Source organism: Streptomyces sp. NPDC059373 (assembly GCF_042751495.1).
GTDB lineage: Bacteria > Actinomycetota > Actinomycetes > Streptomycetales > Streptomycetaceae > Actinacidiphila.
This window is the reverse complement of record NZ_JBHYXC010000039.1, coordinates 13,875-39,285: the sequence shown is the minus strand read 5'-3', so window position 1 is coordinate 39,285 and position 25,411 is coordinate 13,875. Positions and strand designations below refer to the sequence as shown.

The following is a 25,411-nucleotide window of genomic DNA, read 5'->3' as shown; positions in this document are numbered from 1 at the left end:
CTTGCCGAGCAGGAAGGTTGACTCCCACTGATATCTGATTTCGGTGATCCCCTCTCGGAAGCAACGATGCCGCCATGGAGCAGCCGAAGGAGAGCATTGACTGTCAGGACTTCGCCCTGCGGCGCTGGCGGGCGGAGAGCGACTTCGACGCCCTGTTCCGGATGCAGCTGTTCCCTCTACCGCGCCAGTGAGCCACAGGGACTCCTGGAACCGCTCGGATTGGGGTCGCACCCCCGAGCTACCAAGAGGCCCTGTCTTCATACGCGTACGACCGGAAGAGGACCCGGCCGGGACTCTCGTTCGATCTGCACGTTCCAAGATCGGTTGAGATATGACTTCTTAGGAATTACTTGCGAGCGGGTTGGGGAGTGTGGAGGCGTGGCCGTCCGGGGAGATGGCTACGTTGCACAACGACACGAGACGGCTCTGGTCATTGGTCATGTCCCCCTCCGCCTTGAGGGCAGCAGCGCCGGAAGCGGTGTCATAGTCGTGTTCGTACACCGCGCCAGCGTCGTAGGCTGTCGCGAATGCCCGAGCATCGGACTGGTGCGCGCGGAAGGCATCCTTGATCTGCGGATCTGTGGCGGCGGTGAGGCTGGACTGATCCAGATCGTGCACCTGGCTCAGGAGATCCCGGATCGGCGAACTGCCATGACCCGCGGTGTCTTCATCGATCCAATCGGACTGGATCTCCCCGGTCTTGAGTTCGATGTCGAGCAGGTGGTCGCAGCCCGCGGGGAAGTGCGAGTACGCGGAGGCGCTGGGTCCGGTGGTTGCCACGATGACGGCCACGGCGGTCCCGCCGACGACGACGGTCGCGGCGGTCACCGTCGCGATCAGGGCTTTGCCGTGCAGGAGGCGGTTTCCCCAGCGGGTGGCCCGGATGCCCTTCCCGATGTGGCTCAGGCCGTGGGCCGCCGCGGGTGCGGCATGGATGGCTCCTTCGCTGAGGGCTGCTATCGCCGTTGCGGCGGCGATGACGTCGCCTTGCAGGAGCTGGCGCATCTGATGTTCGGTGCGCGTGTAGTACTCGATGTCCCCGGCCATGCCGGCGAGGCCGGCGGCCTTCTTGCCGAGGACGTACAGCTGCAGCGCGACCTGTCCGTGGCCGGCGGCGAGCGCGACCGGCGCGGCCATCTTGTCGAAGCGTGAAGCGGTGGCCCATTCCCGGGCCCCTTCCAGCCCGCGCGCGATCGACAGCAGCATGTGCGGGTCCGCGGTCGGCGCATGCGGTGTGGCGATCAGCGCCAAGACTCCCTCAGCTGCGGTCTTGGCGTCAGTGCGGCCCAAGCCGAGGGTGTCGATCGCGGCTGCGGCGTCATCCGTGATCTGGTATCCAGCGTCGTCACGAGTCACCAGACGCCTGTCATACAGCTCGTGGCCCGCCTCGGCTGCTTGCGGGTCTCCGGTGACAGCGGCAAACCAGGCGGGAGCCAGAGGAGCACCGGTGGTCCTGAGCGCGACCAGCACGCGGCGGGCCTGCTCGCTGATGGCGGCAGCCAGCACTTCTGCTTGCTTTCGGGGGTCTACCAGGTCGGGGTCGGTTGGGGCGGGCTGGTCGAAGGGCTCCTCGGTGCTGCGAGCCCGCCACTGATCGGAGTTCTTGATGAACTCCGCAAACAGCCGCAGCCGCTGCGGCCTGCCTTCGGCCAGGCGATAGGCGTGGTCGAACTGGAGGTTCTGAAGGCCGATCGGCCCCAACCGCAAGCCGAGTTCGGCACTGAGTAGATCCGCCGCCGCAGCACGCGTAAGAGGCTGGACATGGTGGACAGACTCGGGATCAGGCAGTGTCCGGAACTCTGAAGTGATCAGGAACGTGCAGCCGGAGAACGTATCCATTACCCGGGAGAGGCTCTCCGTATTCAGCGTGCAGTCAACCAAGGTGATGTGCGTGGTGACTCCCGCGACGGCCGCCCGGAGCATCGACTCATCGACCCCGCGCAGAAAGTTCCTGCCGAAGAAGACCCCGGCCAAGCGCTCATAGGTCCCGGCGAGAGTGTCCGATTCCCCGGCTCTGGGCAGCAGGACGTGGCCGCGCCCCCCGCTGTCCGCCAAGCGCCTGTGAACCGCCCAGGCGACTGCCTTCCTGCCCACGCCCGGCCGCCCATGCAGCTGCACACTGCGCCCAGCAACCAGTTGCTGGGCGACCTGCTCCACGAGCGCCTCTCGGCCGAACAGCTCCATCCGCGAGGAAACGGGCAGCTCGGGCGGCTCATGGAGCGGCAACTCCATCACGCTGGGAGTCTGGACGAAACCTCCCTCGGTGTACACCACGTTGAACGCGTAGTCACCCGTACTCACGATGCCCTGGTTGTCGCCACGGACCACCACCGAGCGATCGCCAACGGGCTGCTCGGCGTTCTGGGGAGCGCCCTCCTCGGGGCTGGGCCCGGCGTTCAACGGCGCAGGAAGTTCGTCGAGGTGTCGCCAGTTGCGACAATCCCTGAGTTGTCTCCGTCGATCGCGACGCTACGGGCGCCCGACGCGTGGACAGTCGGCCCTGTCGGCAGCAGAGCAGAGAGCTCGGCAGCAAGCTCCGGGTAGCCTGCAAGCACCTTCTTGATCTGCAGGCGCAGTGCAGCGAGCGCGTCCGGGTCCTCGACTGCTTGGGCAAGGTCGGTGACCGCTGCCTCAATCGCTGCAGGCTGGGCGCTCCGGCGTAAGATCCGGGCGAGCACCCGCTGCCCGAGACGCACCGTCGTGTCGGCAGCCTCGCTCTCAGCTTTGGTCAGAACCCCGACCCCGTAGGCACCCACCGCGGCGCTGACTGCAGGCATGGCCTGGCCAAGTAGAGCATCAATCTCAAGCACGACTGTTCCCCCGTCACAGAACTCATCGAGTCGTAAAGCATAGCCTCACGATGTGTCCCTGCGTAGTCGAAAGCTCAGCTTGTTGATCACGAGATACGAGCAGCCCGCTCCCAGGCGGACAGATGGGCCAACGCCGATCTGCGACGGGATGCGCAGGAACGCCAGGAAGAGTGAGCTTCCCAGGAGCAGTGTCCCAAGCTGAACGAAAGCTCGAGCGCTGTTCAGACGCCTCCGGCTCTGGCGCGAGAGCCCTGACTAGCCGCCATCAGCGCGTCGCAATCCGCCTGTTCCTGTCCGGTTCACCGGAGCTCCTACCAACGGCTTCGTCGGAGGTTTCGCGGTGGGTTTCGCGGTGGGTTTCGCGGCCGGTTCTGCATCTCCTCAGCGCCGGTGACCATCAGCGCAGGCCAGCCTGGCAGGGCAACCCCTTCCTCACGTCTGAGGGCGAGAGCTGGCCAGACTTGACCCCGGTCGTCAACGGCCCCAGGCCCAGGCCAGCCGGTCGGCACCGGAGGGGTTGGTGGTCTTCAGCCAGGGCGTGGAGGGGCTGCCGGTGAGGGTCTCCATGCTGTAGGTGTCGCCGGTACGCAGGCCGGGCCAGTAGACCGAGCCCATGTGCAGTGCGCGGAAGGCGTCGGTGTCGGCCTGGATGAACGAGATCTCGTTGTTGCCGGCGTTCGGTCCGTTGTAGTCCAGCCCGGTGGTCATGGAGGCGCCGAACTCGTCGGCCACCGTGCGCCAGGCGCAGTCGCCCAGGCGGCTCTTGAGGTCGGTGGTCCACTCGTCGTAGGTGCGGTTGCCCCAGAAGCCGTAGTGGTGCAGGGAAAGGTAGGTGCCCTTCAGCCGGGGGTCGGCGCAGACGGAGACGACGCTGTCGTTGTAGCCGCTGCCGCTGACGAATATGCGGTCGCGTGGTACGGCGGGGAAGGTGTCGATCCACTGGGCGGCGATGTCGGCCCACTGGGCGGGGGTGTAGCCGTGCGGTTCGTTCATCGGCTCGAAGTAGACCCGTTCGTTCGCGGTGTAGGCGCGGGTGACGGTGGTCCACATGCGCCAGAAAGCGGCGTTGTCGTCGATCAGGCCGTCTCTGGCGGTGTCGGCGCCTTCCCAGTAGGAGACGATCACCTTGAAGTGCAGTCGGGTGGCTGCGTCGATGACGGCCCGGTAGGAATGCCAGTACGAGCCGTTGACGGTGTAGGGGTTGATCGGGAGCCGGACGGTATTGGCGCCCAGGTTGGCGTGGAAGGCGGCGATGATGCGGCTCGCCTTTTTGTAGGTGGTGGCGTGGCTGTCGGAGAGGGACAGGCCGGACAGCACCAGCGGGTCGTTCGCGAAGTTGTCGCGGGGGTCGGCCCAGTTCACGCCTTTGAACTGGCTGGTATCGGGTGCGACCGGCGTGGCGGCTGCGGCGGTCGGCTGGAGGCCGGCGCACAGCAGGGCGGCGGTGGCTACGGCGGAGGCGACCAGCGTGCGTCCGCTGGTCTGCCGGAGAGCGCGAGTGCGGGTGCGGGTGGGCATGGCAGCACCTTCTTCGTGGGGTGCGGGTGCGGTCAGAGCTACGGATGGGTTATTCGACGGGATCGAGGTCGGCGGCGACGAGGGGATCGACGGTGTGGTGGTGTGAAGGGGCGTGCAGTCCAGGTAGGACGTTGCCATCCCGGCGGTGCGCGAAGCCGGGCCGCGAGGGAAGCGTCGTCCCGGGGCCGGGGAGGCGGCGGGGGTCGTCACAACTGTTCGGTCCTGTGGGCTCGTTGGGCCTTTTCCTGGACTTGCTGGGCCGGCTTCACTCGCGATGTTTGCGCAAACATGGCCGACGGGCTGCGAGTTTGGTCGCGGTCACATCAATCTGTCAAGCGTGTTGCGCAATGGTTTCAACGGCGTGGCCATCAGCCATGCTTAGGTGACGCGGACCGTACTGGGTGAACTCGCGGGCCCAGTCGGAGGTTTGGACCACCCCAGGTCACACCGCGACCTCGAGAACTGGCATGGGTGCTCCCTGACTCGTGCCCGCGCGCCGGATATCGGAGCGCACGAGGTCCCGGGCCGCATCCTCATTGGTGACCAAACGGGAGGAGGGCGGGGGATATCTGGCTGCGTGCCGGGGTAAGTACGGCTGCGGGTGTCCGCTTGTGGGTGCCCTGAGCCGTGGCGACACAGCGGCTCGTCGTTGCGGATCAAGGGGTAAACAGGCATGGCCAGTGGCACGGTGAAGTGGTTCAACTCCGAAAAGGGCTTCGGGTTCATCGCTCAGGACGGCGGCGGCCCCGACGTCTTCGCGCACTACTCCAATATCGCAGGCAACGGCTACCGCGAACTGACCGAAGGTGAACCCGTCACCTTCGACGTCACCCAGGGCCAGAAGGGCCCGCAGGCGGAGAACATCACGCGCGCCCGCTGACTTCCAGCCGCTTTCCTCCGGGCCCGGGACCGCCGCAACGCGGACTCGGGCCCAGCGCGTTGAACGGCACTGCCCCGGCTGTCCGGTGAAACGCACAGCTGCGATCAGGCCTCCCGGCTCCCGCCCGGAGTTTCACCGCGAACGCCAATGGACTGTCTTACCTCACCGTGCACCGATGTCGCGCCGGCCTGCGGATCCCCCAACGGACGTTCCGGCCCGGGGCATGCAGCGGCGTTGACGACGTCCTGGTCCGGTTGCGCCCTTCGAGTCGCACGAAAGGCGTAATCTCCCCTCAGTAGAAGACGTGAGGCGGGAGTTCTCTCCATGGGCGAAGACATGACGGATCCTCAGGTCACCTCCGAAGCATCGGAGTTGACGGCCGAGGACGCGGTCCATGGCCGAAGGCGCCGGATCGACACCAGCGTTCCCCACTCCGCCCGGGTATGGAACTACATGCTGGGCGGAAAGGACAATTACACCGTTGACCGTGAGGCGGGTGACGGGGTCCGGGCGATCTTCCCGGGCATGGTCGACATCGCCCGCCAGTCCCGGTACATGCTCGTACGCGCCGTCGACCACCTGGCCGGTGAGGCGGGGATCCGCCAGTTCCTGGACATCGGGACCGGACTCCCGACTGTCGACAACACCCACGAGGTCGCGCAGCGGGTGGCCCCCGATTCCCGCATCGTCTACGTGGACAACGACCCCCTGGTGCTGGTGCATGCCCGCGCGCTGCTCACCAGCACGCCCGAAGGAGCCACCGACTACCTCGAGGCGGACGTACGCGACCCCGGCACGATCCTGCGGGAAGCTGCCAAAACGCTGGACTTCACCCGGCCCACTGCACTCATGCTGATGGGGATCCTGGGCCTGGTCGGCGACTACGACGAGGCGCGGATGATCGTGCGGCAGCTCATGGCCGCGCTGCCCTCCGGCAGCTATCTGGCGCTCTACGACGGCAGCGACACCGACCCGGTGTACGTCAAGTCCATCGGCGGCTACAACAAGGGCAGCGGCGCGGTCCCGTACACCCCGCGGAGCCCGGAGCTGATCGCCGGTTACTTCGACGGCCTTGAGCTGCTGGAGCCCGGCGTCGTACCGGTGTCTCGGTGGCGGCCGGAACTCACCCCCCGTGGTGGGGCCGCCGAGGTGTCCTGTGCAGGCGGGGTCGGGCGCAAGTCCTGACCGCCGCCGGCATGCAGTCCAGGCAGCCGCGCGGCCGGTCCCCGTCCTCCTGGTGCTTGAGCTCTTCGGCGGTGAACCGGACCCTGGGGTGCCGCTCAACGTCCAGTCCGCGGGGACCGCGCAGCCGGCGGTCGAGCAGGGGGCGGCCGGCGCGCAGTGAGGTGGCGTCGAGGGTGAAGGTCAACCTGCCCCGGGTGGCCTGCGGCGCGTTACTGCACCGTAGTCCCCTCAGAACCGTGCTGGCCCTTCGTCCGAGCACGCGGCTCAAGCAAACCCTGTCGATTCTGCGCCCTCGCCGCAGCATGTCGTCCCTGTCGAGACCGACACCCCCTGGCGCGTCGACCGTCAGGTGCGTCAGGTGCGTCAGGTGCGTCAGGCGCGGAAGTAGGACCCGGCGTCCAGGTCCTGGATGAGGCCAGGCCCGCTTGGGGCCCAGCCGAGGAGTTCCTGTGTGCGGGCGCTCGAGGCGGGGATGTCCATGGCGAAGAAGCGGCCGATCCAGCCGAAGTGCTTCTCTGCGTCCTGCGGTGCGATCGAGGTCACGGGAACGTCGAGTCCTCGTCCGATGGCCTCTGCGATCTCGCGAGTGGGGACTCCCTCCTCGCTCACCGCGTGCAGGAGCGTTCCCGCCGGGGCCTTCTCCAGTCCCAGGCGGGTGATCTGCGCGGCATCCGACCGGTGGACCGCCGGCCAGCGGTTCGTGCCGTCGCCGACGTAGCCCGCGACGCCCTTCTCACGGGCGATCGCGACCAGGGTCGCGATGAACCCGTGGTCGCCGTCGCCGTGCACAGTCGGGGCGAACCGCAGGCTCACCGTGTTCACGCCGCGATCGACGAACTCCAGCGCGAGGTTCTCGCTGCCGCCTCGGGGGGACTCCAGGCCGTGGAACGGTGACCTGTCCTCCTCGGTCGCCACCCGGCCCTGCGCCGGACCGGCGACGCCGGACGCCAGCAGGAACGGACGGCCTGATCCGGTCAGGACGTCGCCGATCGCCTGCACGGCGGCCCGTTCGGCCTGATTGGAGACGGCGGGGTTGTTGAAGTCGTGCTTGTTGGCGAGGTGGAGGACGGCGTCAGCGGTCGCCGCGCCCTCCCGGATGCTGTCGAGGTCGTCGAGGTCGTCGAGGTCGCCGCGGCGGACCTGAGCACCCTTCGCGTCGAGGGATGCGGCCGAGGTGTCGGAGCGGGCGAGCCCGACCACCTCGTGGCCGGCGGCGAGCAGCTCGTCGACCGCGGCCGAGCCGATCCACCCGGATGCTCCGGTGACGAAAACGCGCATGTGAATGATCTCCTTCGATGGCAAGCCTGGTGTACGAAGCGAGCAATGTCAGTCACTGACGTCAGTGACTGCTGTCACTGTAGCTGCCATGTCGGCCGCTGTCATCACTAGAGTGGCGGCCATGGTGAGATGGGAGCCCGGGGCGCGGGAGCGGCTGCAGGCGGCGGCGATGGACCTCTACATCAGTCGCGGCTTCGACAGGACGACCGCGGCCGACATCGCTCAGGCTGTCGGTCTCACGGAGCGCACGTTCTTCCGCCACTTCGCCGACAAGCGTGAGGTGCTGTTCGGCGGGCAGGAGCTGCTGGAGCAGGCGTTCCTGGACGGGGTGGCTGCGGCTGTGCCGCACGCGTCGCCGCTCGAGATGGTCGAGTCCGCCCTGTCGGCCGCGGCGACGTTCTTCCCGGCCGAGCGCCGCGACCACTCCAGACGGCGGCACACGATCATCTCCGAGAATCCTGCGCTGCAGGAACGGGAGTTGTTGAAGTTGGCGGGGCTGGCCACGGCGGTCGCTGCCGCTCTCCGGTCGCGAGGGGTTCCCGAGGCGACGGCCACGCTCGCCGCGGAATCCGGGGTGACCGTGTTCGGCGTGGCCTTCGGCAAGTGGATCGCCGAGGGTGAGGAGCGGTCGTTCCTCGACATCGAGCGCGAGGTGCTGGGCGAACTCGTGGCGATGACCGCCGGCGCGACGTGATCAGCGTAGCGATGGATCAACCAGGTGAACTGCCCGACGACGTCCTGGCCTCGTGGCAGTGATCACTACCGCGTTCGGGCCTCGGCACCGGTCCGGCACGTCGTACGCGCTGTGGGCCCTTAGGTTCCGCGTCGACGAGCCGGCCGCCGAGCTGATGGCGTCCGCCTGTCTGGCCAGCCTGCGGCCGTGCGATGAGGTGAGCGCCGGCAGCGTGGGGTTCCCCTCGCTGTCCGCCGGCACCTTCGGGGGGCGTCAGCCGTCCGAAGGTGCCGGCGAGGCTGTGGCCGTGAGGGTCACCTCGATGTTCCCCGCATGGCGTTGGAGTACGGGCACACTTCATTTGACGTCCGTGTCCATGGTGTGTGTTCTCCTTCGGTAACAGTGGCCCGGGCTACTTGTCGCGCCCGGAGGCCGGGTATGCACAGGGCGCTGCCGGGGTCAGGGCACCAGGACCGTGCGCACGCCCGGGACCTCGGGTGCGGTCCACGCGGTTTCGATGTCGGCGAGTGGTACGGCCTGGGCGGTGACCGTGAGACCTCCGGCCTCGATCTCGTTGATGAGGGACGGCAGTTCCTCCAGGTACGTCCTGGTCGACACCGCGCCCTGGCCGTTGCCCTGCAGCCGGAAGTTCGCCGAGCGCAGTGCCACTGATGGCAGTTCGATGGTCGGGCCGGCCATGGCGCCGATCTGGATCCAGTTCAGGGCACGGCTGCGGTCGGCGCGGGCCTGCAGCAGCGCCATGATCGCCTCACTGGCGGGCTTGCCCCACAGGTAGTCGATGACCAGGTCGACCTCGCTGGCCGCCTGGGCCAGCGCCGCTGCGGTGGCGTCGGCGTCGTCGGTGAGCGCGACGGTCGCATCCGCGCCTATTCCCGGCAGCGTCGCCAGGCGGGCCTGGTCACGGCCGGCGCAGACGACCCGGCCGGCGCCGAGGCGCTTGGCGACCTGTATGGCCATCTGGCCGGCGTTGCCGGTCGCGCCGAGGATCAGCACCGACTGCCCGGCCTCGATCGGGACGCGGCGGCGGAGCGCCACCCAGGACGACATGGCCGGGTTCATCGCCGCGGCGATCTTCACCACGTCCGCGCCGTCGGGCAGTACGACGCTGCGGCGGCTGTCGATGACGGTCCGGGTGGCCATCGGACCGACGAGTTCGTCATCGGCGACGAAGTACACCATCCGGCCGTCCTGGCGCCGGCCGACCCCGTCGATGCCGGGAACCATCGGCAGCTTCCCGTTGCTGGTGTAGTGGCTGCCCGACGCGCCGGAACGCACCCGGGGGTGCAGGCCCACCGCGAGGACGTCGACGAGCGCCTGGTCCTCGTCGGACGGGGCGGGCAGGTCGAACGGCTCGTAGCGGGGCGGGTTGTCGAACGAGCTGACCACCGCGGCATGGATGTCCATGGGAACTCTCCTCAGATTTGGTACGTGGCACAAAGACTTTGGTACGTGGCACAAATTAAATTAGTGGGTGCCACGTACCTTTGCAAGTAGAATCCGGATATGACGTCACCCCACGACACGCCGACCCCGCACGCACCGTCACCCGCAGACGAGGATCTCGGGCTGGTCGATGCCCTCGCCCAGCTGTCGTTTCTGGTGCAGAACACCCTGGCCGAGATCGCGGGGCACCACGACTTGTCGATCATCCAGACGCGGCTGCTCGGGGTGCTTCGGGACCGGGAGCCGACGATGAACCAGCTCGGTCGGCACCTCGGCCTCGACAAGTCCTCGATCACAGGTCTGGTCGACCGTGCGCAGCGCCGCGGTCTGGTGACCCGCACCGTCAGCGCCGTCGACCGCCGCTCGTTTCAGGTATCGATCACCGACGTCGGCCGGCAGCTCGTCGAACAGGTCGCCGCACGGTTCGCCGAGCAGATCGAGAGATCCGTCGCGCCGCTGCCCGAAACCGACCGGAAGCGGCTGTCGCAGATGGCGACCCGGATCGTGACCGTAGACGCCCATGGTCGCGGTATCGACCTGCGCACCACTCACTGACGGACCCCACCCACCAGACCGTGCCCCACGACGGCGAATCACGGCCGGCCTGCTGCAACGCGGTCGCGATAGCGGGACTTGAACCCACGGCCCTTTCGTCCCGGACCTCGCCGGACCCGAACATCGACCGACGACAACGCCGTCAGGCGAGAGCCATCGGCACGCGGACGAGCCGCCCCGATTACCCGTCAGACCGGATGCCCACGAGGACGACGGAACTACGCACACACCGCCACCAGATGCTTGCCCACGACGCTGCCGCGATCGAACGCCTGGTGCGCGGTGGCGATGTCTGCGAGCGGGTACACGCTGTTGGCCACCGGGCGCAGCGCACCCGACGTGACGCGGTCGGCCACGTCGCGCAGCACGGCGGTGTCGGGATTGGCGCTGACCGTGCGGATGCGGCGGGAGCCGTACACCTCGACGCTGCGATCGAGGCCAGGGCCGACGCGGACAGTCCAACGGTGACCATTCGGCCGCCCTTGGCCAACCGGCTTCGGTAGCAGTTCAGTTCCGAGCCGACGGTGTCGACGATGAGGTCGAACGGTCCGACTTGGTCCGAGGTGGTGGAGCCGTGGTCCAGGACCTCGTCGGCACCGAGATCGGTGAGCAGCGGGGCGTGGCGGTCGCGGGCCAGCGCGGTCGCCTTGGCGCCCATGGCGTGGGCCAACTGTACGGCGGCTGTGCCAACGCCGCCGGCAGCGGCCCCGGACCAGGACTCGTTCCCCGCTCGCGAGGTGCACGCTGTCGCGCAGAGCGATCAGCGACGTGGCGCCCTTAGGTGGGTTCTGACTCCAGCACACATCCACGAACCGTCGGCTCGCGAACAGCTGCGCCGGGTGACCGCGAGCGGCGTCCGGGTGGCCCTCGACGATTTCGGTATCGGCTGCGTGTCGCTGGCGTCGCTGCGTTCGTTCCCGATCCACCAGCGCAAGATCGAGGGATTGTTCGTGACCGGCGATCCGGCCGCCCCAGATCTGGCGTGCCGGCCGTCGACTTGGCCGCGGTCCTGCACCGCCGGCCCCGGACCCAGCCCGGTGGCTGACGCGACCCCGCACGCCGGCGCCGGGAACGCGTCAGGCCAGGTGCCCGGTCAGCTCGGTCACGATGTCGTCGAACGCGTTTAGCACCAGCGACAGGTGACCCTCGGTCGGCTCGAGGTGGACGGTGGCACCGGTCAACCGGCTCGCCAGCCAGCGGCCGTGGGCGTAGGGCACCATCCGGTCCTCGGCGCCTTGCCAGACCGAGACCGGAGCCTCGACGGCGCCGAGATCGAAGCCCCAGTCGCCGACGAAGGCCAGGTCGTCGTCGCGCCAGCCGGCGATGCCGCCGGACACGGCCGCCCGGAACGTCGCCGCCATGTAATCGGCGAACTCGTCGGTGAGCGCATTGCGGTCCACGTCGGAGACCAGATCGCCCAACGCGGCCGCAATCTCACCGGCTTGCACCTCGGCCAGGCCGGGGACCTGCGCGCTCAGGAAGGCGGTGAGCGGCCCCTCTCCGGCCGCAGCCGCCCCGAACTCCTCGATGTTCTCCGCGCCCATGCCGCCCAGCCAGTCGAGGCCCTCGACACCGTGCGGGGCGACGCCGGCCACAGTGGCGGCGGCGAGGCACCGGCCGGGCAGCAGCGCTGCGCAGGCCAGGGCGTGCGGGCCGCCGCCGGACCAGCCGACGGTCAGGAACCGGTCGACGCCCAGCTCGTCCAGGATGGCGGCGACGTCGGCGGCCACCGCGGCGACCGTACGGCCGGGCTGCGGCGACGAAGCTGCGTATCCGGGTCGGCTGTGGACCACGACCCGCAGGCCGTGGCGCGCGGCAGCCGCGACCATCGGCTCGAAGAACACCGCCGCGGACGGCGTGCCGTTGTGCAGAACCAGGGGTGTCCCGTCTGCGGGACCGGCCACCAGGTATTCCAGTGTCCGGCCATCGGCAAGGTGGAGGTTCGTCATGGGGGGAACCTACGTCACAGAAACGCACGGACCCGCCCGGGGGCGGGCTCCCCGGCGCACGCCCCCGCGCGTCATGGCGGATCGCCCTCGCCTACTACACCGCCCCGCAAGGTCCAGGAGATCTTCTCCAGCGATCACTGACCGCCGCTCAGCGTCCCGGATGGAACCACGGTCCGGCCACCGACGCGGGCTGCTGCGCCTGCCGGGGCGCCCCCCTACCTCGGCGCCGGTGGACGGGCCGCGATCGAGCCGGCCCGCTGGTCAACCCGTCAACGGCGTGCTTCCGGCGGCCCCTTGTCGCCGCCGTCCGGCGGGCGGGTGACTCGGTTCCCCCCGATGAGTGCGCGGACGCGTCCCCCGAAGTAGCGGTACCAGCGGACGGCGAAGTAGGCGGCGACCACGGGGAGTCCGAGGAGGAGGGGGAGGCGGGCGCTCGGCGACCAGTCCGGATGGAACCATGCGTCGACCGTCAGAGCCAGGCAGATGAGGACGAAGAGCGGGCCGTAGACGACGAGGTTCCAGTTCTCCCAGAAGGCCCACTCGTCCCGACGCCGGCTGGAGCGCGTGATGGCCCAGTCCACCACGAGGAGGGCGACCAGCGAGCCGAAGAGCGCAAAGAAGACCATCCGCGCAGTATGCCGACCGGGGCGCGCACCGTCACCCGTGCCCCGGACGGCAGAAAGGCGCGTCACCGGCTCCGGCGTCGCTGAGCAGCGGTGCGAAACCTACCTTCGGCCGCCAGAGGCGAGCTGCGGCGAATCAGTCGGCAGGTCGTCGGTCTTCACACGAGTGCGGTGGCGGGGGAGTCCAAGTCCGCCTTCACAGACCGACGTTGGACTCCCTCTTTGACAGGGGCCGTTGCAGTAACCGAGGCACCGTCCATGTCGGGCCTGGGTAGGGTCCGTGTCATGGAGGAGAACGTGGTCAGGCGAGAGGCCGTGGTGGCTGTCCTGCGGCAGGACGGCGGTCGGGTCTTGGTGATTCGGCGGGGTCCGCAAGCGCGACTTCCCGGCTACTGGGCGCCGCTGAGTGGCACGATCGAGCCTGGCGAGCGTCAGCAGGACACGCTGGTCCGTGAGGTGCGGGAAGAGGTCGGGCTACGCGTCACTCCACTGGGGAAGGTCTGGGAGAGCACCACCGAGGACGGCAGCTTCGTGCTTCACTGGTGGACCGCTGCGGTCGAGGGCGGTCAGCTCACGCTCGATCCCGGAGAGGTCAGCGAGGCCCGCTGGGTCACCGCCGGGGAATTCGGGCGGCTGCAGCCTACGTTCGCGGGCGACCGCCCCTTCTTCGAAGAGATCCTTCCGATGCTGTAGCACAGGCCTGTCAGTCGGTGATGCGGCGGTAGCAGATGAGGGCGCTCGACTGTCTCCCATGCCTGGAGCAACGAGCAACGAGCAACGGGCAGTGGACAGATGGGGGAGGAAGGTCGTGGGCGCGGTACGCAGGGTTGTCACACGGGATCATCTGGAAGGCGTCGCACGGGCGGCTCTGGGCACCGAACATCGCCTCGTGGGCTTGTCGCGACTGCGCGGTGGAAGCAAGAAGGGCGTCTACCGCCTCACCCTGGACGATGACTCCACCGCGATCGTCTACGTATGGGACGACGCCGAGAACTACTGGCCCACCACGCAGGCCGCCGACGCCGACAACCACGCGGACCCGTTCTCGCCCGCCTCCGGCATCGAGCTCTTCGAGGCCGCACACCGGCATCTGGACACCCTTGGAATCCGCACGCCCAGGATCCGGCTGGCCGACCGGAGCAGGACCCACTACCCGGCAGATGTCGCCGTGGTCGAAGACGTGCCCGGCGACAATTTGGAAGCACTGCTCCGCCAGGACCCGCGCAGCATGGAAACGACCATGGCGCGACTCGCCGAGACCCTCGGTGCGATGCAGCGGCACCAGGGTCCACGCTTCGGCAAAGTCGCCCTGATCGACAAGGACGGTACTTCCGAGGGCAGTTCGTGTGAGCAGGTCGTCCTGGACCGCGCGCTCGACGACCTCACAGAAGCCGCCTCTCGCGACACGCGGATCACACGTTCCCAGGATCAGCTGGAGACCGTACTTCGCACCCTGGCTGCGGCGGTGCGCCCACGCTCGGAGTACGGGCTCATCCACGGTGAGCTCGGGCCGGACCACGTGCTGGTGGACAGGCATGGGCAGCCGGTCCTCATCGACATCGAGGGCGTGATGTTCTTCGATGTCGAGTGGGAGCACGTGTTCCTGCGACTGCGCTTCGGCGAGCACTACCGGTGGCTGGACCACGGTGACCTCGACGAGCAGCGTCTGGCGTTCTACACGCTGGCGATGCGCCTGTCCCTCGTCGCCGGACCACTGCGGCTCCTCGACGGCGACTTCCCCGACCGCGACTCCATGAGGGGAATCGCCGAGCACAACCTCCGAGAGGCGCTCGCCTTCCTGCCCACGGACGACCGCTGAACTCGCCGAGGTCCGCGTTCGCCGTAGAGAGGCCCGAGGGCGGGTACGGCGGGGTTGTGCACGTCGCGGAACCTGGCGGACGCACGGTGACACCCCGGTCGAATGGTGCATCCCCGACCATAGTCGTAGCGTCGGTACAGAAAACACAGATGACGATGCCGACGGAACGAAGCCGCAGTCGTCCGGCGCCCGCCCCCGCCACGCCGACAGAAAGGGCTGGTCAAGGGGTAAGGCACGGGCCCAGTGGCCTGCCGACAGGCGGTCGGGAGCGCAGATGCCCATACACACACTCGGGAGAACGGCGGTCACGCTCTGTGCTGCCGCAACACTCGCAGCAGCACTGGGGACGGCTTCCGCCCAGGCGGATCCACGACCGTCCGCCCAGGGCGTGACACGGCGGTCTGCAGACGTCACGGTCGTCGACTGCTTCTCGCAGCCCCGGGTACGTCCCGGTCACTTCCTGATCGCCTGCGGTGACGGCAACAGCAACCTCGTCTCGCTGCACTGGTCACGGTGGGCACAAACGTCCGCAGTGGCCAGAGGCTTCAACGAGGTGAACGACTGCAAGCCGTACTGTGCGGCGGGGAGATTCCACTCCTACCCTGTGATCGTCCGGCTCGACCACCCGCGCCCGTGGAAGGGGCATCCAGCGAAGCGCTTCACCCGGATGAGTCTGGTCTACACCCACGGCAGCCCGGACGGGCTCCATCGAACGGTCACCTACTCGCTCTGGCCGTGACCTCCCCGGCTACCGCTGCACTGGGGGTACCGCCGGCACCCCCAGTGCCAGACGGCGAAGTGCATCCGCGAGGTCAGGGGACTTGTTCGTACACGGAGACGCAGTTGCGGCTCGCCGCTGCGAACGGTTCCCGCTGCCAGCCGCCCCAACGCTCGCGCAGCTGCAGCCCTGCCAGCCTCGCCATCAGGTCGAGCTCACTCGGCCAGACGTAGCGGCAGACCACAGGGAAGAGCCGGACGCCCAGCGCGGACAGGTGGATGTGGCTCTCGTCCAGCAGTTGGGCGACCGGGTCGTGTCGGCCGACGTCGAGCTTCACGCGGGCCACTTCGATCCTCTCGGCGTCGACGTACTGGTTGTCACGAAGGCGGTGCAGATAGCCCGGGGTGAAGCCCTCGACTACGAAGACACCGTTGTCGGTCAGGCGCCGGGCCGCGTTCTCGAAGCAGCGGACCTGCTCATCCTGCGTCAGCAGGTTGAAGAGGGTGTTGAAGACCAGGTAAATCAGCCGGTACTCGCCATCGATCGGTACCTCGGCCATGTCGCCGAGGACCACCCGCAGGTCCGGACCACCGGGCTTGGCACGCAGCTGGGCCACCATCTCGGACGACAAGTCGATGCCGTCCACCCGCACCCCCCGGGCGGCCAGTGGCAGCGCGATCCGGCCGGTCCCGATGGCCAGCTCCAGTGCTGCTCCGCCGCGGGCCTGGTCGGCCAGGAACGAGACGGTGTGCTCCTCGTCTCCGCGCAGGGTTTCGTCGTAGCCCGCGGCACCCTCGGGGCCGAAGCTGTCCATCGGGAAGTATCCGTCCACCCGCGTAGGGATGTCACAGAACTCCCTGGTGGTGCAAGGCATTTACCGTACCCACGTCGGCCGACGACCCCCAGCGCCCTCTTGGCAGCCGCTCGCAGTGGACAAGGTCAGCGCGCTGCCGGACGTGGAGCGGAACGTGGGCCGCAGCGGCATCGTCACCAGTGGATCAGTTCCGCCCCGGCCCCATTCCGCGGCAACCTTTTCCGCACCCGTGGCGACTCCCGGGGACAGGCACGTCGACGCGTGCCGTTCGCACAGGAGGAATTCACCGCTCATGGGACGACGTACGGCAAAGACCGCCAAGCACGGTGACCGAGGCCCCAGACGGCGGCTGACCCTGACAGTGGCAGGCGCCGCCCTCGCGGGACTGGCGGTGTACGGCACGGCGTCGGCCATGGTGAGCGACGACGCGACAACCGCGACGGCGACCGGGGCCGCCGAGACGACCGGGGCCGCCGAGACGACCGGGGCCGCCGAGACGACCGCGCCCGCCGGCACCACCGCGCCTGCCGGCACGACCGCCCCCGCCGCCCGTACGCTCGCCGACCGGATCACGCTGACCTCGGTCACGCTGTCCAAGAAGCTGGCGTACCTGTCGCCGGGCTACAACAACGTCAGGGAATGGACCCGGGTGGACACCGCCGTTGCCCCGAACGGCACCGTGCGCGTCGCCTCGCCCGCCGCCGACGGCATCCATGTCACGACCCTCACCGCCGCCGGCAAGCGCGCGGGCGCGGACACCGTCGTCAAGGGCGCCAAGGAGGTCGGCGGCCTGGTCTCGCTCAACGACGGCTTCGCGCTGCTCACCCGCGTCCCCGACAGCAACAAGTGGGGCGACACGGCCGCTGCCCTGATCCGCTACAAGAACGGCACCCGCGCCTTCACCAGGAAGCTCACCGGGACCGCCATGCACGACACCGCGCCGCTCCTGGACGGCCAGCTGAAGTGGAACGGCAGCAAGTTCGGGGCGTACTTCGTCGTTCACGGCGCGGGCGGCCCCGCCGACGGCCACTACGGCGACAAGCTCGCGTACATCGGCGCGACCGGCAAGAAGCTCAGCGGCGGCTGGGACTGGGGGTGCAGCCACAACGAGGGCATCGCTCTCTACCCCGAGAAGACCGGCGCCTTCACCTCGCTCTGCCACGACGACTGGCGCTCGGGCCTCTTCGTCTCCACCGGCATCGGCGCCCCCGACAACGCGCCCGTCCTCCAGCGCGAGCAGTGCTGGGCGGGCTACTGCGGCGGTACGTACGCCGGACGCACCGGCGCCATCGTCAAGTCGTCCACCGGCCGTTACGCGACCGCCTTCGCCTCGCGCGGCGCGGCCTCCGCCAAGAAGAACCCCGACGACGCGAGCGGCCGTGGCTGGACCGTCACGCCCAAGTGGAAGACCCACCAGGTCGCGGTCGCCTTCCTGAAGAACCGTACGACGCTCTCCGGCAAGCCGGTCTACCTCACCAGCGCGGCCGGCACCGAGCACGTCAACGTACGCATCGCCCCGTACGGGAAGACCAAGCTGCTGGTGTCGTGGGAGAGCATCAAGAACCCCACATGCGCCGCCGGCACCTGCACCGGCACCTTCACGGGCACGCACCTGCGGCTGATCGACTACAAGGGGAAGTTCCTGACACCGGACAAGGTCGTCAAGGCCCGCATCGCCGGAGACATCGCCGTACTCCCCGACGGCGATCTGACCTGGGCCTACGCCCCCGCCACCCCGGACTACCGCATCGCGCTGAGCGGCTCGTCGCCGACCACGGCCACGCTGTCCGTGGCGCGCCTGGACGTCTCCTGATCCCCGCCGCTGACCCCCGACACGGCCGCGAAGCCTGCCGCGGGGGTCAGCGCGCGAGATTGATCGCGTACGCCTTGCGCAGGGTCTCGTGCACCGTCCAGGTGGTGCGGTCGCCCTCGCGCAGCACGGCGAGGTCCCCGGGGCGTACGTGGAGGGTCGGGCCGCCCTCGACCTCGATGGTGGCGCGGCCGCTGACCACGACGAACAGCTCGTCCGCCTCGGTGTCCGTGACCACGCCGGGGGTGATCTGCCAGATGCCGCGGATCTGCCGGCCGTCCTCGGACTCCCAGAGCACCTTCCCCGACACCTCGGGACTGCCGGAGACGATCTGCCCGGGGGACAGCGGGTCCAACTCCAGGTCCGCGTCGGGAATGTGCAGGGCGAAGCTGTCGGTCATGGCCCGACCCTAGTGCCGCCCGCTTGTCCGGAGGATGTGCCAGGTTGTGCCGGATTCCCGGCCCAGCCTGACACTTCGTACGGTCTGGGCGGCGTCACGAGACGAGCTGGTAGATGCTCTTGCTGACCAGCCACAGGCCCAGCGCCAGCGACAGTGCCACGATCGCCTGGTCCTGGTGACCGCTGATCCAGGACCGTAGTCTCCCGAGCTCGGCCTGTGCGGTGCCGGGCCTGAACGTCGCGTAGAGCTCCATCGCCAGAAGACTGGACGTGGCCAGCAGGCAGTAGCCCATCAATGCCAGGTACGACTCCACGGACGACAGGTGCGCCTTCACCACCGTTGCGCCGCCGGCGGCGACCATGGCCCAGGGTTGCAGGAGGACGGCCAGCCCCGCCGCGGTCCATCCGGATGCCTGGTCCACCTGCGCCAACCACTTGGGTGTCGGGCGGGGACGGCTGCCGCGCCGCCGCTTGCGCTCACCGTAGAGAACCATGCCGAGGCCCAGGACCAGCTTGAGAGCCAGAGCCGCGGTGGAGGGGTCACTGTGCCTCGCGACCGGCTTGCCGCCCGTCAGGAGAACCACGGCGGCGATCACCAGCACCAGGCACGCGAGCCACGCCACAACGAACGCGAGACCCTTCCGTACGCCCTTGGGCGCGGACAGCAGCAGGATGAACGCCGTGTTGTGCAGGGGCCCCAACGTAATGGCCCCGCCGATGAGCAGGAGGTCCAGGACCATCGTCCGAGTACAGCACGGTGTCGATGGCCCCGCACTCAGGGCGCGCTGTCGGGCGGAACATCGCTGCCTGGCCGCTCTCACCGGCGGTTGGCAGTCCACCTGGTGGATGACCTGCGCGTGCGCTGCTGTGGGCATCGCCCGGAGTCTCCGCCTCGGCGAACGGGCCCCTGGCCCCGGGGAACTCAAGGACAGCCCCTGCCTGCTCGCCTGCCGGCGGTCTTGGGGCCGGGGCTCTCACGCAAGATCTTCCGAGATCGTCGGTAACCTCCGGGGGCTGCCGGGCGTGCTTATTGCAGGGTCACCGGGGACTGGGACGGCGGCCACGAAAGAGCAGAGAGGACGGGGGGTTGCGTGTCGTCGGCAGAGGCGGAAGCGGGGCCGGAAACGGAGTTCGACGCTTTCTATGCCGCAACGGCCAAGCGGCTGGTCGCCACGGTGTACGCGGTGACCGGGGACTTGGGCGAGGCGGAGGACGCGGTGCAGGAGGCGTATGCGAGAGCGTGGGAGAGGTGGGAGCGGCTGACCCGGGAGGGGGATCCGATGCCGTGGGTACGGACGGTGGCGATGCGGCTGGCAGTGAGTAGCTGGCGGCGGGCGCGCAATCGGATGAGGGCGCAGTTCAGACATGGTCCGGCTCCGGATGTCCCCGGAATGTCGGCCGATCATGTGGCGCTGGTGGCGGCGTTGCGGGAGTTGAGCGCCGATCAGCGGCACGCGGTGGTACTGCATCACCTACTGGACCTGCCGGTGGAAGAGGTGGCCCGGGAGACCGGGGCATCAAATGGCGCGGTACGGACCCGGCTGAGCCGGGCGCGGAAGATTCTGGGCGAGCGGTTGGGTGAGGGGGCGATCAGCCATGCCTGAGGCCAGGTTCGAGGTCGAGGAAATGCTGGACGCGGTGCCGGTGAGGCTGCCGGCGGCGGAGACCGTACGAGCACGGGGGGAGCAGCGGAAGATGCGCAAGCGCGTGGGGGTGGCAGCGGTGGCCGTGGTGGCGGCCACGGCGATCGGTGCCGGGACATGGATGGCGCTGCCGGGCGGGACGGAGAAGGCCCAGGTATCGAAGGTGACGGCGCCGCCGCGGCCCGACCCGTACTGGTCGCACGGGGCGGACGGGAACTACATCACGGCGGCCAAACCGTCGGCGCTGCCGCTGTACAAACAGGTGCACTGGAAGGAGGACGACCACGCCCCGTCGGCGGACACCACCAAGGCGCTGCCGGGGGTGGGCATAGGAACCGTGTGCGGGCCTTGGGTCAACCCCGTCCCCACCCGCGGCAACGACTTCTCCTCGGGCACGGTGACGTACTCCGGGAAGGGCGGGGCCAAGGCCCGCCACCGTGTTGTCGGCTACGAGACCTTGCAGGGAGCGACGAAGAGTATGTCGCAGACCGAGAAGGCCCTTGCCGACTGCGGGCTCACGGCGCAGCGCAAGGATGACTCGTCCGCGTCCTACGCCGGGAGGGCGAAGGACGGGACGCCCCTGACGGTCACGTTGGACCAGTACGACAAGGTGGTCTCGGTCATCGAGGTGCAGGGAATCATGGACGTGTCGGGAGTCAAGCCCGGCTAGATCCGTACTCCCCGGGGTGCCTGATTCGGGTGGAGCGGCGGCTCGACGGGTGTCCGAACCGGGCGTGGTCACCTCCGGGGCGGGGAGGGAAGGGCCTCAGTCCACCCCGCCCACCGGTGCTCCAGGGGCCGAGTCCTGTTGGCTGGTTGGTGCGGCCTGGCGAGGGGGTGTCGCTGAGAACCAGCGCAGGCCCGGTGTGGTCGTGCCGACCAGTGCGACGGCGCCGATGCACAGCAAGCCGCCACTGACCAGGGCTGTCATGCCTGACGTGGCGTCCGCAACGAGACCGCCGCGCATGTTGCCGATGTCCGGGCCGGCTTGCCCGACGATTTGTTCAGCGGCGCTGACACGGCCGAGCAGCTCGTTCGGGGTGTGCATTTGCACGATGGTGCTCCGGGAGACCACGGACACGGTGTCGGCAGCGCCGGCCAGGACCAGGAAGGCCAGCCCCGCCCAGGGGTTGGGCGACAGGCCGAACAGCGCGAGTGCCGCGCCCCATTTGGCCGATCCGCCGAGCATGACCAGGCCGGGGCGGGGCAGGCGGGTGAAGGTCCCGGAGAAGAGGGATGCCGCGACTCCGCCGACTGCTATGGCTGTCAGGAACAGCCCGAGAGTGCGTGGGTTGTTGCCGAACCGTTCGGCATTGATCAAGGGGAACAGGCTGATCGGCATCGACAGCACGGTGGTGGCCAGGTCCGTGAGGAGCGCTCCGCGAATGACGGGAGTGCGTACCAGGAAGGCCAGACCGTCCAGCACGCCGCGCAGGCCGGGCCGGGCGGGCTCGTCTCCCGGGGGCATCCGTGGCAAGCCGAACGCACCGTAGAACGCGGCGGCGAAGGTGAGCGCGTCGATCAGGTAGCAGCCGCCGACGCCCAGCCTGCCCAGGATCAGCCCGCCCAGTGCCGGTCCTGTCAGCATGGCGCCCTGGAAGGCGATTCGCCCCAGCGCCAGCCCTGCCGCGAGCTGGTCCTTGGGCAGAAGGTGCGGGATGAAGGTGCGTGACGCCGGGCCGCCGCCGGCGACGAAGCAGGATTGAACCGCGACCAGGAGCAGCACCCCCGCAGTCGGGAGGTTGCCGAGGAAGCCCTGCAGGGCGAGCAGGAACGAACAGACGGCTTGGCCACTGGTCGTGATCAGGTAGAACTTCCGCCGGTCCACGCGGTCGACGACCGAGCCGGCGAAGAGCCCGAGCACGATGAGCGGAACGGCTTGCGCCAGGCCGACGGCGCCGGTCCAGGTGGTGCTGTTCGTCATTTGCCAGACCTGGAACATCACAGCGACGAGCGTCATCTGGCCGCCGAGTCCGGAGAGGGCCTGGCCGATCCACAGCCGCCGGAACGGTAATGACGTCCGCAGCGGGGTCACGTCGAGCATCCCGTGCTTCAGTCCCATGCGGGGTCCTCCGCCAGCTTCTCCGTGATCCGGTCGTGGAAGCTCTTGCGCTCGAGGACCTGCTCGATGTCGGTGACCACCCGGCTAAGGGGATAGGGGATCTCAGCCTCGATGTCGGCGATGGTGGCCTCGGTGGCCCGCCACTCCGCCGCCAGGCGACCGACGATGCGGCGGGCGTCGTCCGTGAGCGTCACTTTCTTGCTGCGCGCGTCGTCGCCCGCGAGGGTCTGGACCCAGCCGGCCGTACGCATCGCGGCCACTTTCTGGCTGAGTGCGGAGTGGGTCCGGCCGACCGACTCGGCCAGTTCGGTGATGGTCATCGGCCCGTAGGTGTGGAGCCGGAGCAGTTCCATCACGAAGCTCGTCTTGAGCCCGTGGATCTGTTCCTCGGAGTAGATCCGGGCGATGTCCGCGTCCATCGATGCCTGGAGCAGCCGCAGAGGCCGCCAGAGGCTCTGCTGGGTGGGATCGAGCGTGTGGTCCTCGGTCATGCCCACATCGTAACAGGGCTTATATAAGCACTGTTACGATTGCGGGCAGGGGGACTCGCCCTTCAGCAGCCGTCGCTGCCGGCGGTGGGGACGATGTCTGGGTGCACGCCGAACGTCGCCCTCACTATGAGTTCGTACGCGTCCGGCGTGAACGCCGGCGAGTAGGAGGTGTACTCGTAGCAGCCGCCCTGGTGCAGCCCGGCGATGATGCCCTCCACGTAGGTCTGGTCGCTGCCGGGGACGGTGGACAGCCAGGGACTGCCGCTGCTCCCGCCCACGTAACCATGACAGTTGAACGACGGGAAACCGTCGGTGTAGTAGACCGCAGTGGTGCAGCGGACGGGCTGGTCGTCGATGCCGGCGTTATAGGCGATGTCGGTGATTGTCTGGTCGGAGCGCGGCGCCTGGCCGAGGATGTTCGCGCCGGCCACGTCCTCGACGCCGACCTCGCGACCCCCGAGCCACTGGTCGGCGAGCTCGAGAATCGCGTAGTCGTACTGCGGGTCCTGGTCGTCGCTCCACTTCGGGTCGACGTAGGCGTGGGTCACGGTCCAGACGCCGTAAGGGGTCTGACCGCCGTTGTAGCCCGGGGCGAACTGCCGGCCGGCCGCCGTTCCGGAGACGCAGTGTGCCGCCGTCAGGATGAGGTCGTGGCGAGGGCTCGCCACCACGCTGGCGGTGCACCCGTGGTTCTGGGCCAGCCCGTCGCCGAACAACGGACCCACCGTGGATGCCCCGGCGAATGCCGTCGCGGTGGGCGTCCCGGGCGGAGCGGGTGGGTCGGCCACTGCGGGGCCGGCGGACAACACCCCCACCGACACAAGCGCCACCGCGAAGAACACGGTCACCCTCGCACTCGAGAACCTGGACATGTGTTGAACCCCTCTTCGGACGGTCGCCCGGTGACACGAGGCATCCGTCGGCACAGCGGCCGGTGCGGGTGGCACAGCCGGGGAAGCCTGTGCTTTGTGGATCACCTCGACGGTTCAGTTCCGCTGAACCGCCGGTCCCGGATCGAACACGGGTCAAGATCCTCCGGCTCCCCACGCCTGTCGGGGGTGCGTCAGCAAGCCGATCCGATGCCACAACCTTACCGGCCGCCCGTCCCGCCGCCACCAGAACCACCCGTATCGACAAGGCTTACCAACAGCTGGTTGGTTGCGCCCGGCGAGGGGGGCAGGATCAGGCCCTGCCCGGTGCGGTGGCACTCGGCAGGGCCCTGTGTTCCCATGTGGTGGGTGGCGTCGACGGCCCGGATCAGGCGTGCCGGCTGGTACCCCGTCCGGTGACCGTGCGGAACACCGCCAGAAGAATCAGCGACCCCACAATGGCCGCTGTCCAGGTCGACAGGTCGAAGAACCCGTCGATGGAGTCGACACCGAAGATCACCTTCCCCAGCCAGCCGCCGAGCAGGCCGCCGGCTATCCCGATGAGCATGGTGATGATGATGCCTCCGGGGTCCCTGCCCGGCATCAGGGCCTTGGCGATCATGCCCGCGAGAAGTCCGATGAGGATCCAAGCGATGATGCCCACGGGGGTTCCTCCTGCCACGTGTAGAACATGCGTTCCCGTCACAGTGCGTGTACGCGGTTTTGCGGCCCTCAAACGCTTCGACAGGCCGGGAGTCTCTGCCCCGGTCAGGTCGCCGACATCATTGCTGCGGGACGCCACCGTCGTCCGCCGTCCTACCTGGTCAGGATGGCGCCGCCGCTGAAGGAGTCGTCGTAGTCGCTGGACACGTAGTGCCAGCCGCCGATGGTCAGGTGGCTGCCGGAGGACACCACGGAGCTGACGCCCAGGGGGAGTTGCGGGTCGTTCTCGGGCAGGCCGAGGGACCGCCGGCCCGCGGTGGGCGTCCAGCTCAGCCCGACGGCCGCGTCGTCGTTGCCGCCCACGACGGCGAGTCCGCCCTCCGGCCGCAAGGTGACGGCCTGCAGCGAGAAGGTGCCCGCGGGCAGGGGCACCTGGGCCCACGAGGTGCCGTCCCAGTGCAGGGCCAGCCCCGCCGGGCGCTGCTTGACCGTCGCAGTGCTCTCTCCCCGATCCCGGAGGAACCGCTCCGCCCCTTCAGCCGGAGGCCAGACTTTTGCGCGCTGCGGTCATGAACGCGGCCTTATGGGCCTCAAGGTGCTCGTTCACCTCGGTATCGCCGATCTCTCGCCATACTGCCTGGTTGAGTGCACGCCCGTAGACGCGGACGGGCTCGTGCAGCGTCTCGTCGCACAGCAGCATCACATTGCCCGATGCCGTCCATAGCGCGGTCATGACAGGCCCGGTGCCCGTCATCCAGCCGTCCTCATCATCACCCCACGGCTCAGGACGGCTGTAGGCGGCCCGCTCGGCCTCCTGCGCTTTCGCGACGAAGTCCTTGAGTACCTGCAGCTGTTCCGCCCGGCGGGTCTCCGCTGCGGCCATCGCCTGCCTGCGCTGCTCGGTGCGCTCGGCGGACTGCTGAGTGGCACGCTGGGCAAACGCCGTCAGCCCGCCCCCGAGCAGAACGCCGGTGAGCGACAAGACCGGTCCCCAGACGTCACCTGCCACCGTGATACCCCTCCAAGATCACACCCGCGAGCATGGACATGCTACGGAGACCACGGACTGCTGGACGGGGTACCGGGTCAGGAACGGGCTGGAGTTAGCGGATACCGAGAAGTGGACCCCATGTTGGTGAGCAACCCCGGCCTGACGCCCGGGTTCCCGCTGAATCACGCGGAAGACGT

The 25,411-nt window shown here is 68.7% G+C and carries 28 protein-coding genes and 1 pseudogene; 10 read left to right on the top strand and 19 right to left on the bottom strand.

Translation table 11 applies throughout. The features are described 5' to 3' along the window. Positions 1 to 339 precede the first annotated feature (339 nt). The 3 genes from ACFXJ5_RS33695 to ACFXJ5_RS33685 all read right to left on the bottom strand — a co-directional run bounded on the left by ACFXJ5_RS33695 (position 340) and on the right by ACFXJ5_RS33685 (position 4,328). Positions 340 to 2,400, bottom strand: coding sequence for a hypothetical protein (locus tag ACFXJ5_RS33695; protein WP_384639742.1), 2,061 nt, complete (start codon positions 2,398 to 2,400; stop codon positions 340 to 342). Further along, entirely contained in the window at positions 2,397 to 2,810 is a 414-nt protein-coding gene (locus ACFXJ5_RS33690; RefSeq protein ID WP_384639740.1) for a hypothetical protein, read from the bottom strand. Before ACFXJ5_RS33690 ends, ACFXJ5_RS33695 begins: the two co-directional genes overlap by 4 nt. Before the next feature lie 474 nt (positions 2,811 to 3,284). Beyond that, positions 3,285 to 4,328: a cellulase family glycosylhydrolase gene (locus tag ACFXJ5_RS33685; RefSeq protein WP_384639737.1), complete on the bottom strand. Its 1,044-nt coding sequence runs from the start codon at positions 4,326 to 4,328 to the stop codon at positions 3,285 to 3,287. 673 nt (positions 4,329 to 5,001) lie between these two features. Here ACFXJ5_RS33685 and ACFXJ5_RS33680 point away from each other — a divergent pair. Both ACFXJ5_RS33680 and ACFXJ5_RS33675 read left to right on the top strand, forming a co-directional pair. Further along, positions 5,002 to 5,208 carry a cold-shock protein gene (locus ACFXJ5_RS33680; protein ID WP_127357323.1) on the top strand — a complete coding sequence of 69 codons (207 nt, stop codon included), beginning with the start codon at positions 5,002 to 5,004 and terminating at the stop codon, positions 5,206 to 5,208. 336 nt (positions 5,209 to 5,544) lie between these two features. After that, on the top strand, positions 5,545 to 6,393 hold the full coding sequence (locus tag ACFXJ5_RS33675) for an SAM-dependent methyltransferase (RefSeq protein WP_384639806.1): 849 nt from the start codon (positions 5,545 to 5,547) through the stop codon (positions 6,391 to 6,393). Here ACFXJ5_RS33675 and ACFXJ5_RS33670 read toward each other — a convergent pair. Both ACFXJ5_RS33670 and ACFXJ5_RS33665 read right to left on the bottom strand, forming a co-directional pair. Further along, a complete protein-coding gene (locus ACFXJ5_RS33670) occupies positions 6,332 to 6,697 on the bottom strand; it encodes a YceI family protein (RefSeq protein ID WP_384639733.1) in 366 nt (121 codons plus the stop codon). The genes ACFXJ5_RS33675 and ACFXJ5_RS33670 overlap by 62 nt on opposite strands. Before the next feature lie 68 nt (positions 6,698 to 6,765). Continuing rightward, positions 6,766 to 7,671, bottom strand: coding sequence for an SDR family oxidoreductase (locus tag ACFXJ5_RS33665; protein ID WP_384639730.1), 906 nt, complete (start codon positions 7,669 to 7,671; stop codon positions 6,766 to 6,768). Between the two features lie 121 nt (positions 7,672 to 7,792). Between ACFXJ5_RS33665 and ACFXJ5_RS33660 the strand changes: the two genes are divergently transcribed. Next, positions 7,793 to 8,365, top strand: a complete 573-nt coding sequence (locus tag ACFXJ5_RS33660) for a TetR family transcriptional regulator (protein ID WP_384639727.1) — start codon at positions 7,793 to 7,795, stop codon at positions 8,363 to 8,365. 438 nt (positions 8,366 to 8,803) lie between these two features. Here ACFXJ5_RS33660 and ACFXJ5_RS33655 read toward each other — a convergent pair whose 3' ends face one another. After that, positions 8,804 to 9,769 (bottom strand): zinc-binding dehydrogenase, encoded by a 966-nt coding sequence (locus ACFXJ5_RS33655; protein ID WP_384639724.1) that lies wholly within the window; start codon positions 9,767 to 9,769, stop codon positions 8,804 to 8,806. Positions 9,770 to 9,868: 99 nt separating this feature from the next. Here ACFXJ5_RS33655 and ACFXJ5_RS33650 point away from each other — a divergent pair, with 99 nt between their 5' ends. Then, positions 9,869 to 10,363 carry a MarR family winged helix-turn-helix transcriptional regulator gene (locus ACFXJ5_RS33650; RefSeq protein ID WP_384639721.1) on the top strand — a complete coding sequence of 165 codons (495 nt, stop codon included), beginning with the start codon at positions 9,869 to 9,871 and terminating at the stop codon, positions 10,361 to 10,363. A 218-nt stretch (positions 10,364 to 10,581) separates the two neighbouring features. Here ACFXJ5_RS33650 and ACFXJ5_RS33645 read toward each other — a convergent pair whose 3' ends face one another. The 4 genes and pseudogenes from ACFXJ5_RS33645 to ACFXJ5_RS33630 all read right to left on the bottom strand — a co-directional run bounded on the left by ACFXJ5_RS33645 (position 10,582) and on the right by ACFXJ5_RS33630 (position 12,938). After that, positions 10,582 to 10,782: a zinc-binding dehydrogenase gene (locus tag ACFXJ5_RS33645; protein ID WP_384639718.1), complete on the bottom strand. Its 201-nt coding sequence runs from the start codon at positions 10,780 to 10,782 to the stop codon at positions 10,582 to 10,584. Positions 10,783 to 10,841: 59 nt separating this feature from the next. Beyond that, positions 10,842 to 11,021: pseudogene (locus ACFXJ5_RS33640) on the bottom strand (NADPH:quinone reductase); the annotation flags it as partial. Positions 11,022 to 11,439: 418 nt separating this feature from the next. Continuing rightward, positions 11,440 to 12,312: an alpha/beta fold hydrolase gene (locus ACFXJ5_RS33635; protein ID WP_384639715.1), complete on the bottom strand. Its 873-nt coding sequence runs from the start codon at positions 12,310 to 12,312 to the stop codon at positions 11,440 to 11,442. 269 nt (positions 12,313 to 12,581) lie between these two features. Next, complete coding sequence (locus ACFXJ5_RS33630; RefSeq protein ID WP_384639712.1) at positions 12,582 to 12,938, bottom strand: hypothetical protein; 357 nt, start codon at positions 12,936 to 12,938, stop codon at positions 12,582 to 12,584. 282 nt (positions 12,939 to 13,220) lie between these two features. Here ACFXJ5_RS33630 and ACFXJ5_RS33625 point away from each other — a divergent pair, with 282 nt between their 5' ends. From ACFXJ5_RS33625 to ACFXJ5_RS33615, 3 genes are all read left to right on the top strand, one after another. After that, positions 13,221 to 13,628, top strand: a complete 408-nt coding sequence (locus ACFXJ5_RS33625) for an NUDIX hydrolase (RefSeq protein WP_384639709.1) — start codon at positions 13,221 to 13,223, stop codon at positions 13,626 to 13,628. A gap of 196 nt (positions 13,629 to 13,824) precedes the next feature. Then, the gene (locus ACFXJ5_RS33620) at positions 13,825 to 14,754 is read left to right on the top strand and encodes a phosphotransferase family protein (protein WP_384639706.1); all 930 of its coding nucleotides are present in this window, start codon (positions 13,825 to 13,827) and stop codon (positions 14,752 to 14,754) included. 388 nt (positions 14,755 to 15,142) lie between these two features. Then, positions 15,143 to 15,493, top strand: a complete 351-nt coding sequence (locus ACFXJ5_RS33615) for a hypothetical protein (protein ID WP_384639704.1) — start codon at positions 15,143 to 15,145, stop codon at positions 15,491 to 15,493. Positions 15,494 to 15,566: 73 nt separating this feature from the next. On the opposite strand, the gene ACFXJ5_RS33610 is transcribed toward ACFXJ5_RS33615, so the two are convergent. Next, positions 15,567 to 16,286 carry a class I SAM-dependent methyltransferase gene (locus ACFXJ5_RS33610; RefSeq protein WP_384639701.1) on the bottom strand — a complete coding sequence of 240 codons (720 nt, stop codon included), beginning with the start codon at positions 16,284 to 16,286 and terminating at the stop codon, positions 15,567 to 15,569. 292 nt (positions 16,287 to 16,578) lie between these two features. On the opposite strand from ACFXJ5_RS33610, the gene ACFXJ5_RS33605 reads away from it, so the two are divergent. Next, complete coding sequence (locus tag ACFXJ5_RS33605) at positions 16,579 to 18,099, top strand: hypothetical protein (RefSeq protein WP_384639698.1); 1,521 nt, start codon at positions 16,579 to 16,581, stop codon at positions 18,097 to 18,099. A gap of 46 nt (positions 18,100 to 18,145) precedes the next feature. Here the strand turns inward: ACFXJ5_RS33605 and ACFXJ5_RS33600 are convergent, their stop codons facing one another. Beyond that, positions 18,146 to 18,496 carry a cupin domain-containing protein gene (locus tag ACFXJ5_RS33600; RefSeq protein WP_384639695.1) on the bottom strand — a complete coding sequence of 117 codons (351 nt, stop codon included), beginning with the start codon at positions 18,494 to 18,496 and terminating at the stop codon, positions 18,146 to 18,148. 94 nt (positions 18,497 to 18,590) lie between these two features. Continuing rightward, the gene (locus tag ACFXJ5_RS33595) at positions 18,591 to 19,235 is read right to left on the bottom strand and encodes a GAP family protein (RefSeq protein ID WP_384639692.1); all 645 of its coding nucleotides are present in this window, start codon (positions 19,233 to 19,235) and stop codon (positions 18,591 to 18,593) included. A 351-nt stretch (positions 19,236 to 19,586) separates the two neighbouring features. Between ACFXJ5_RS33595 and ACFXJ5_RS33590 the strand changes: the two genes are divergently transcribed. Together ACFXJ5_RS33590 and ACFXJ5_RS33585 are read left to right on the top strand one after the other, a co-directional pair. Next, a complete protein-coding gene (locus tag ACFXJ5_RS33590) occupies positions 19,587 to 20,099 on the top strand; it encodes a SigE family RNA polymerase sigma factor (protein WP_384639689.1) in 513 nt (170 codons plus the stop codon). Further along, on the top strand, positions 20,092 to 20,808 hold the full coding sequence (locus ACFXJ5_RS33585; protein WP_384639686.1) for a hypothetical protein: 717 nt from the start codon (positions 20,092 to 20,094) through the stop codon (positions 20,806 to 20,808). The genes ACFXJ5_RS33590 and ACFXJ5_RS33585 overlap by 8 nt, the downstream gene beginning before the upstream one ends. A 96-nt stretch (positions 20,809 to 20,904) precedes the next feature. Here the strand turns inward: ACFXJ5_RS33585 and ACFXJ5_RS33580 are convergent, their stop codons facing one another. The 6 genes from ACFXJ5_RS33580 to ACFXJ5_RS33555 form a co-directional block, all read right to left on the bottom strand. Continuing rightward, the gene (locus ACFXJ5_RS33580) at positions 20,905 to 22,200 is read right to left on the bottom strand and encodes an MFS transporter (RefSeq protein WP_384639683.1); all 1,296 of its coding nucleotides are present in this window, start codon (positions 22,198 to 22,200) and stop codon (positions 20,905 to 20,907) included. Then, positions 22,191 to 22,691 (bottom strand): MarR family winged helix-turn-helix transcriptional regulator, encoded by a 501-nt coding sequence (locus ACFXJ5_RS33575; protein ID WP_384639680.1) that lies wholly within the window; start codon positions 22,689 to 22,691, stop codon positions 22,191 to 22,193. Before ACFXJ5_RS33575 ends, ACFXJ5_RS33580 begins: the two co-directional genes overlap by 10 nt. A 62-nt stretch (positions 22,692 to 22,753) precedes the next feature. Continuing rightward, positions 22,754 to 23,563, bottom strand: coding sequence for a trypsin-like serine peptidase (locus ACFXJ5_RS33570; RefSeq protein ID WP_384639678.1), 810 nt, complete (start codon positions 23,561 to 23,563; stop codon positions 22,754 to 22,756). Positions 23,564 to 23,948: 385 nt separating this feature from the next. After that, positions 23,949 to 24,224, bottom strand: coding sequence for a GlsB/YeaQ/YmgE family stress response membrane protein (locus ACFXJ5_RS33565; RefSeq protein ID WP_384639675.1), 276 nt, complete (start codon positions 24,222 to 24,224; stop codon positions 23,949 to 23,951). A 152-nt stretch (positions 24,225 to 24,376) separates the two neighbouring features. Then, a complete protein-coding gene (locus ACFXJ5_RS33560; RefSeq protein ID WP_384639673.1) occupies positions 24,377 to 24,655 on the bottom strand; it encodes a hypothetical protein in 279 nt (92 codons plus the stop codon). Between the two features lie 103 nt (positions 24,656 to 24,758). Beyond that, entirely contained in the window at positions 24,759 to 25,232 is a 474-nt protein-coding gene (locus tag ACFXJ5_RS33555) for a hypothetical protein (protein WP_384639670.1), read from the bottom strand. Positions 25,233 to 25,411 lie beyond the last annotated feature (179 nt).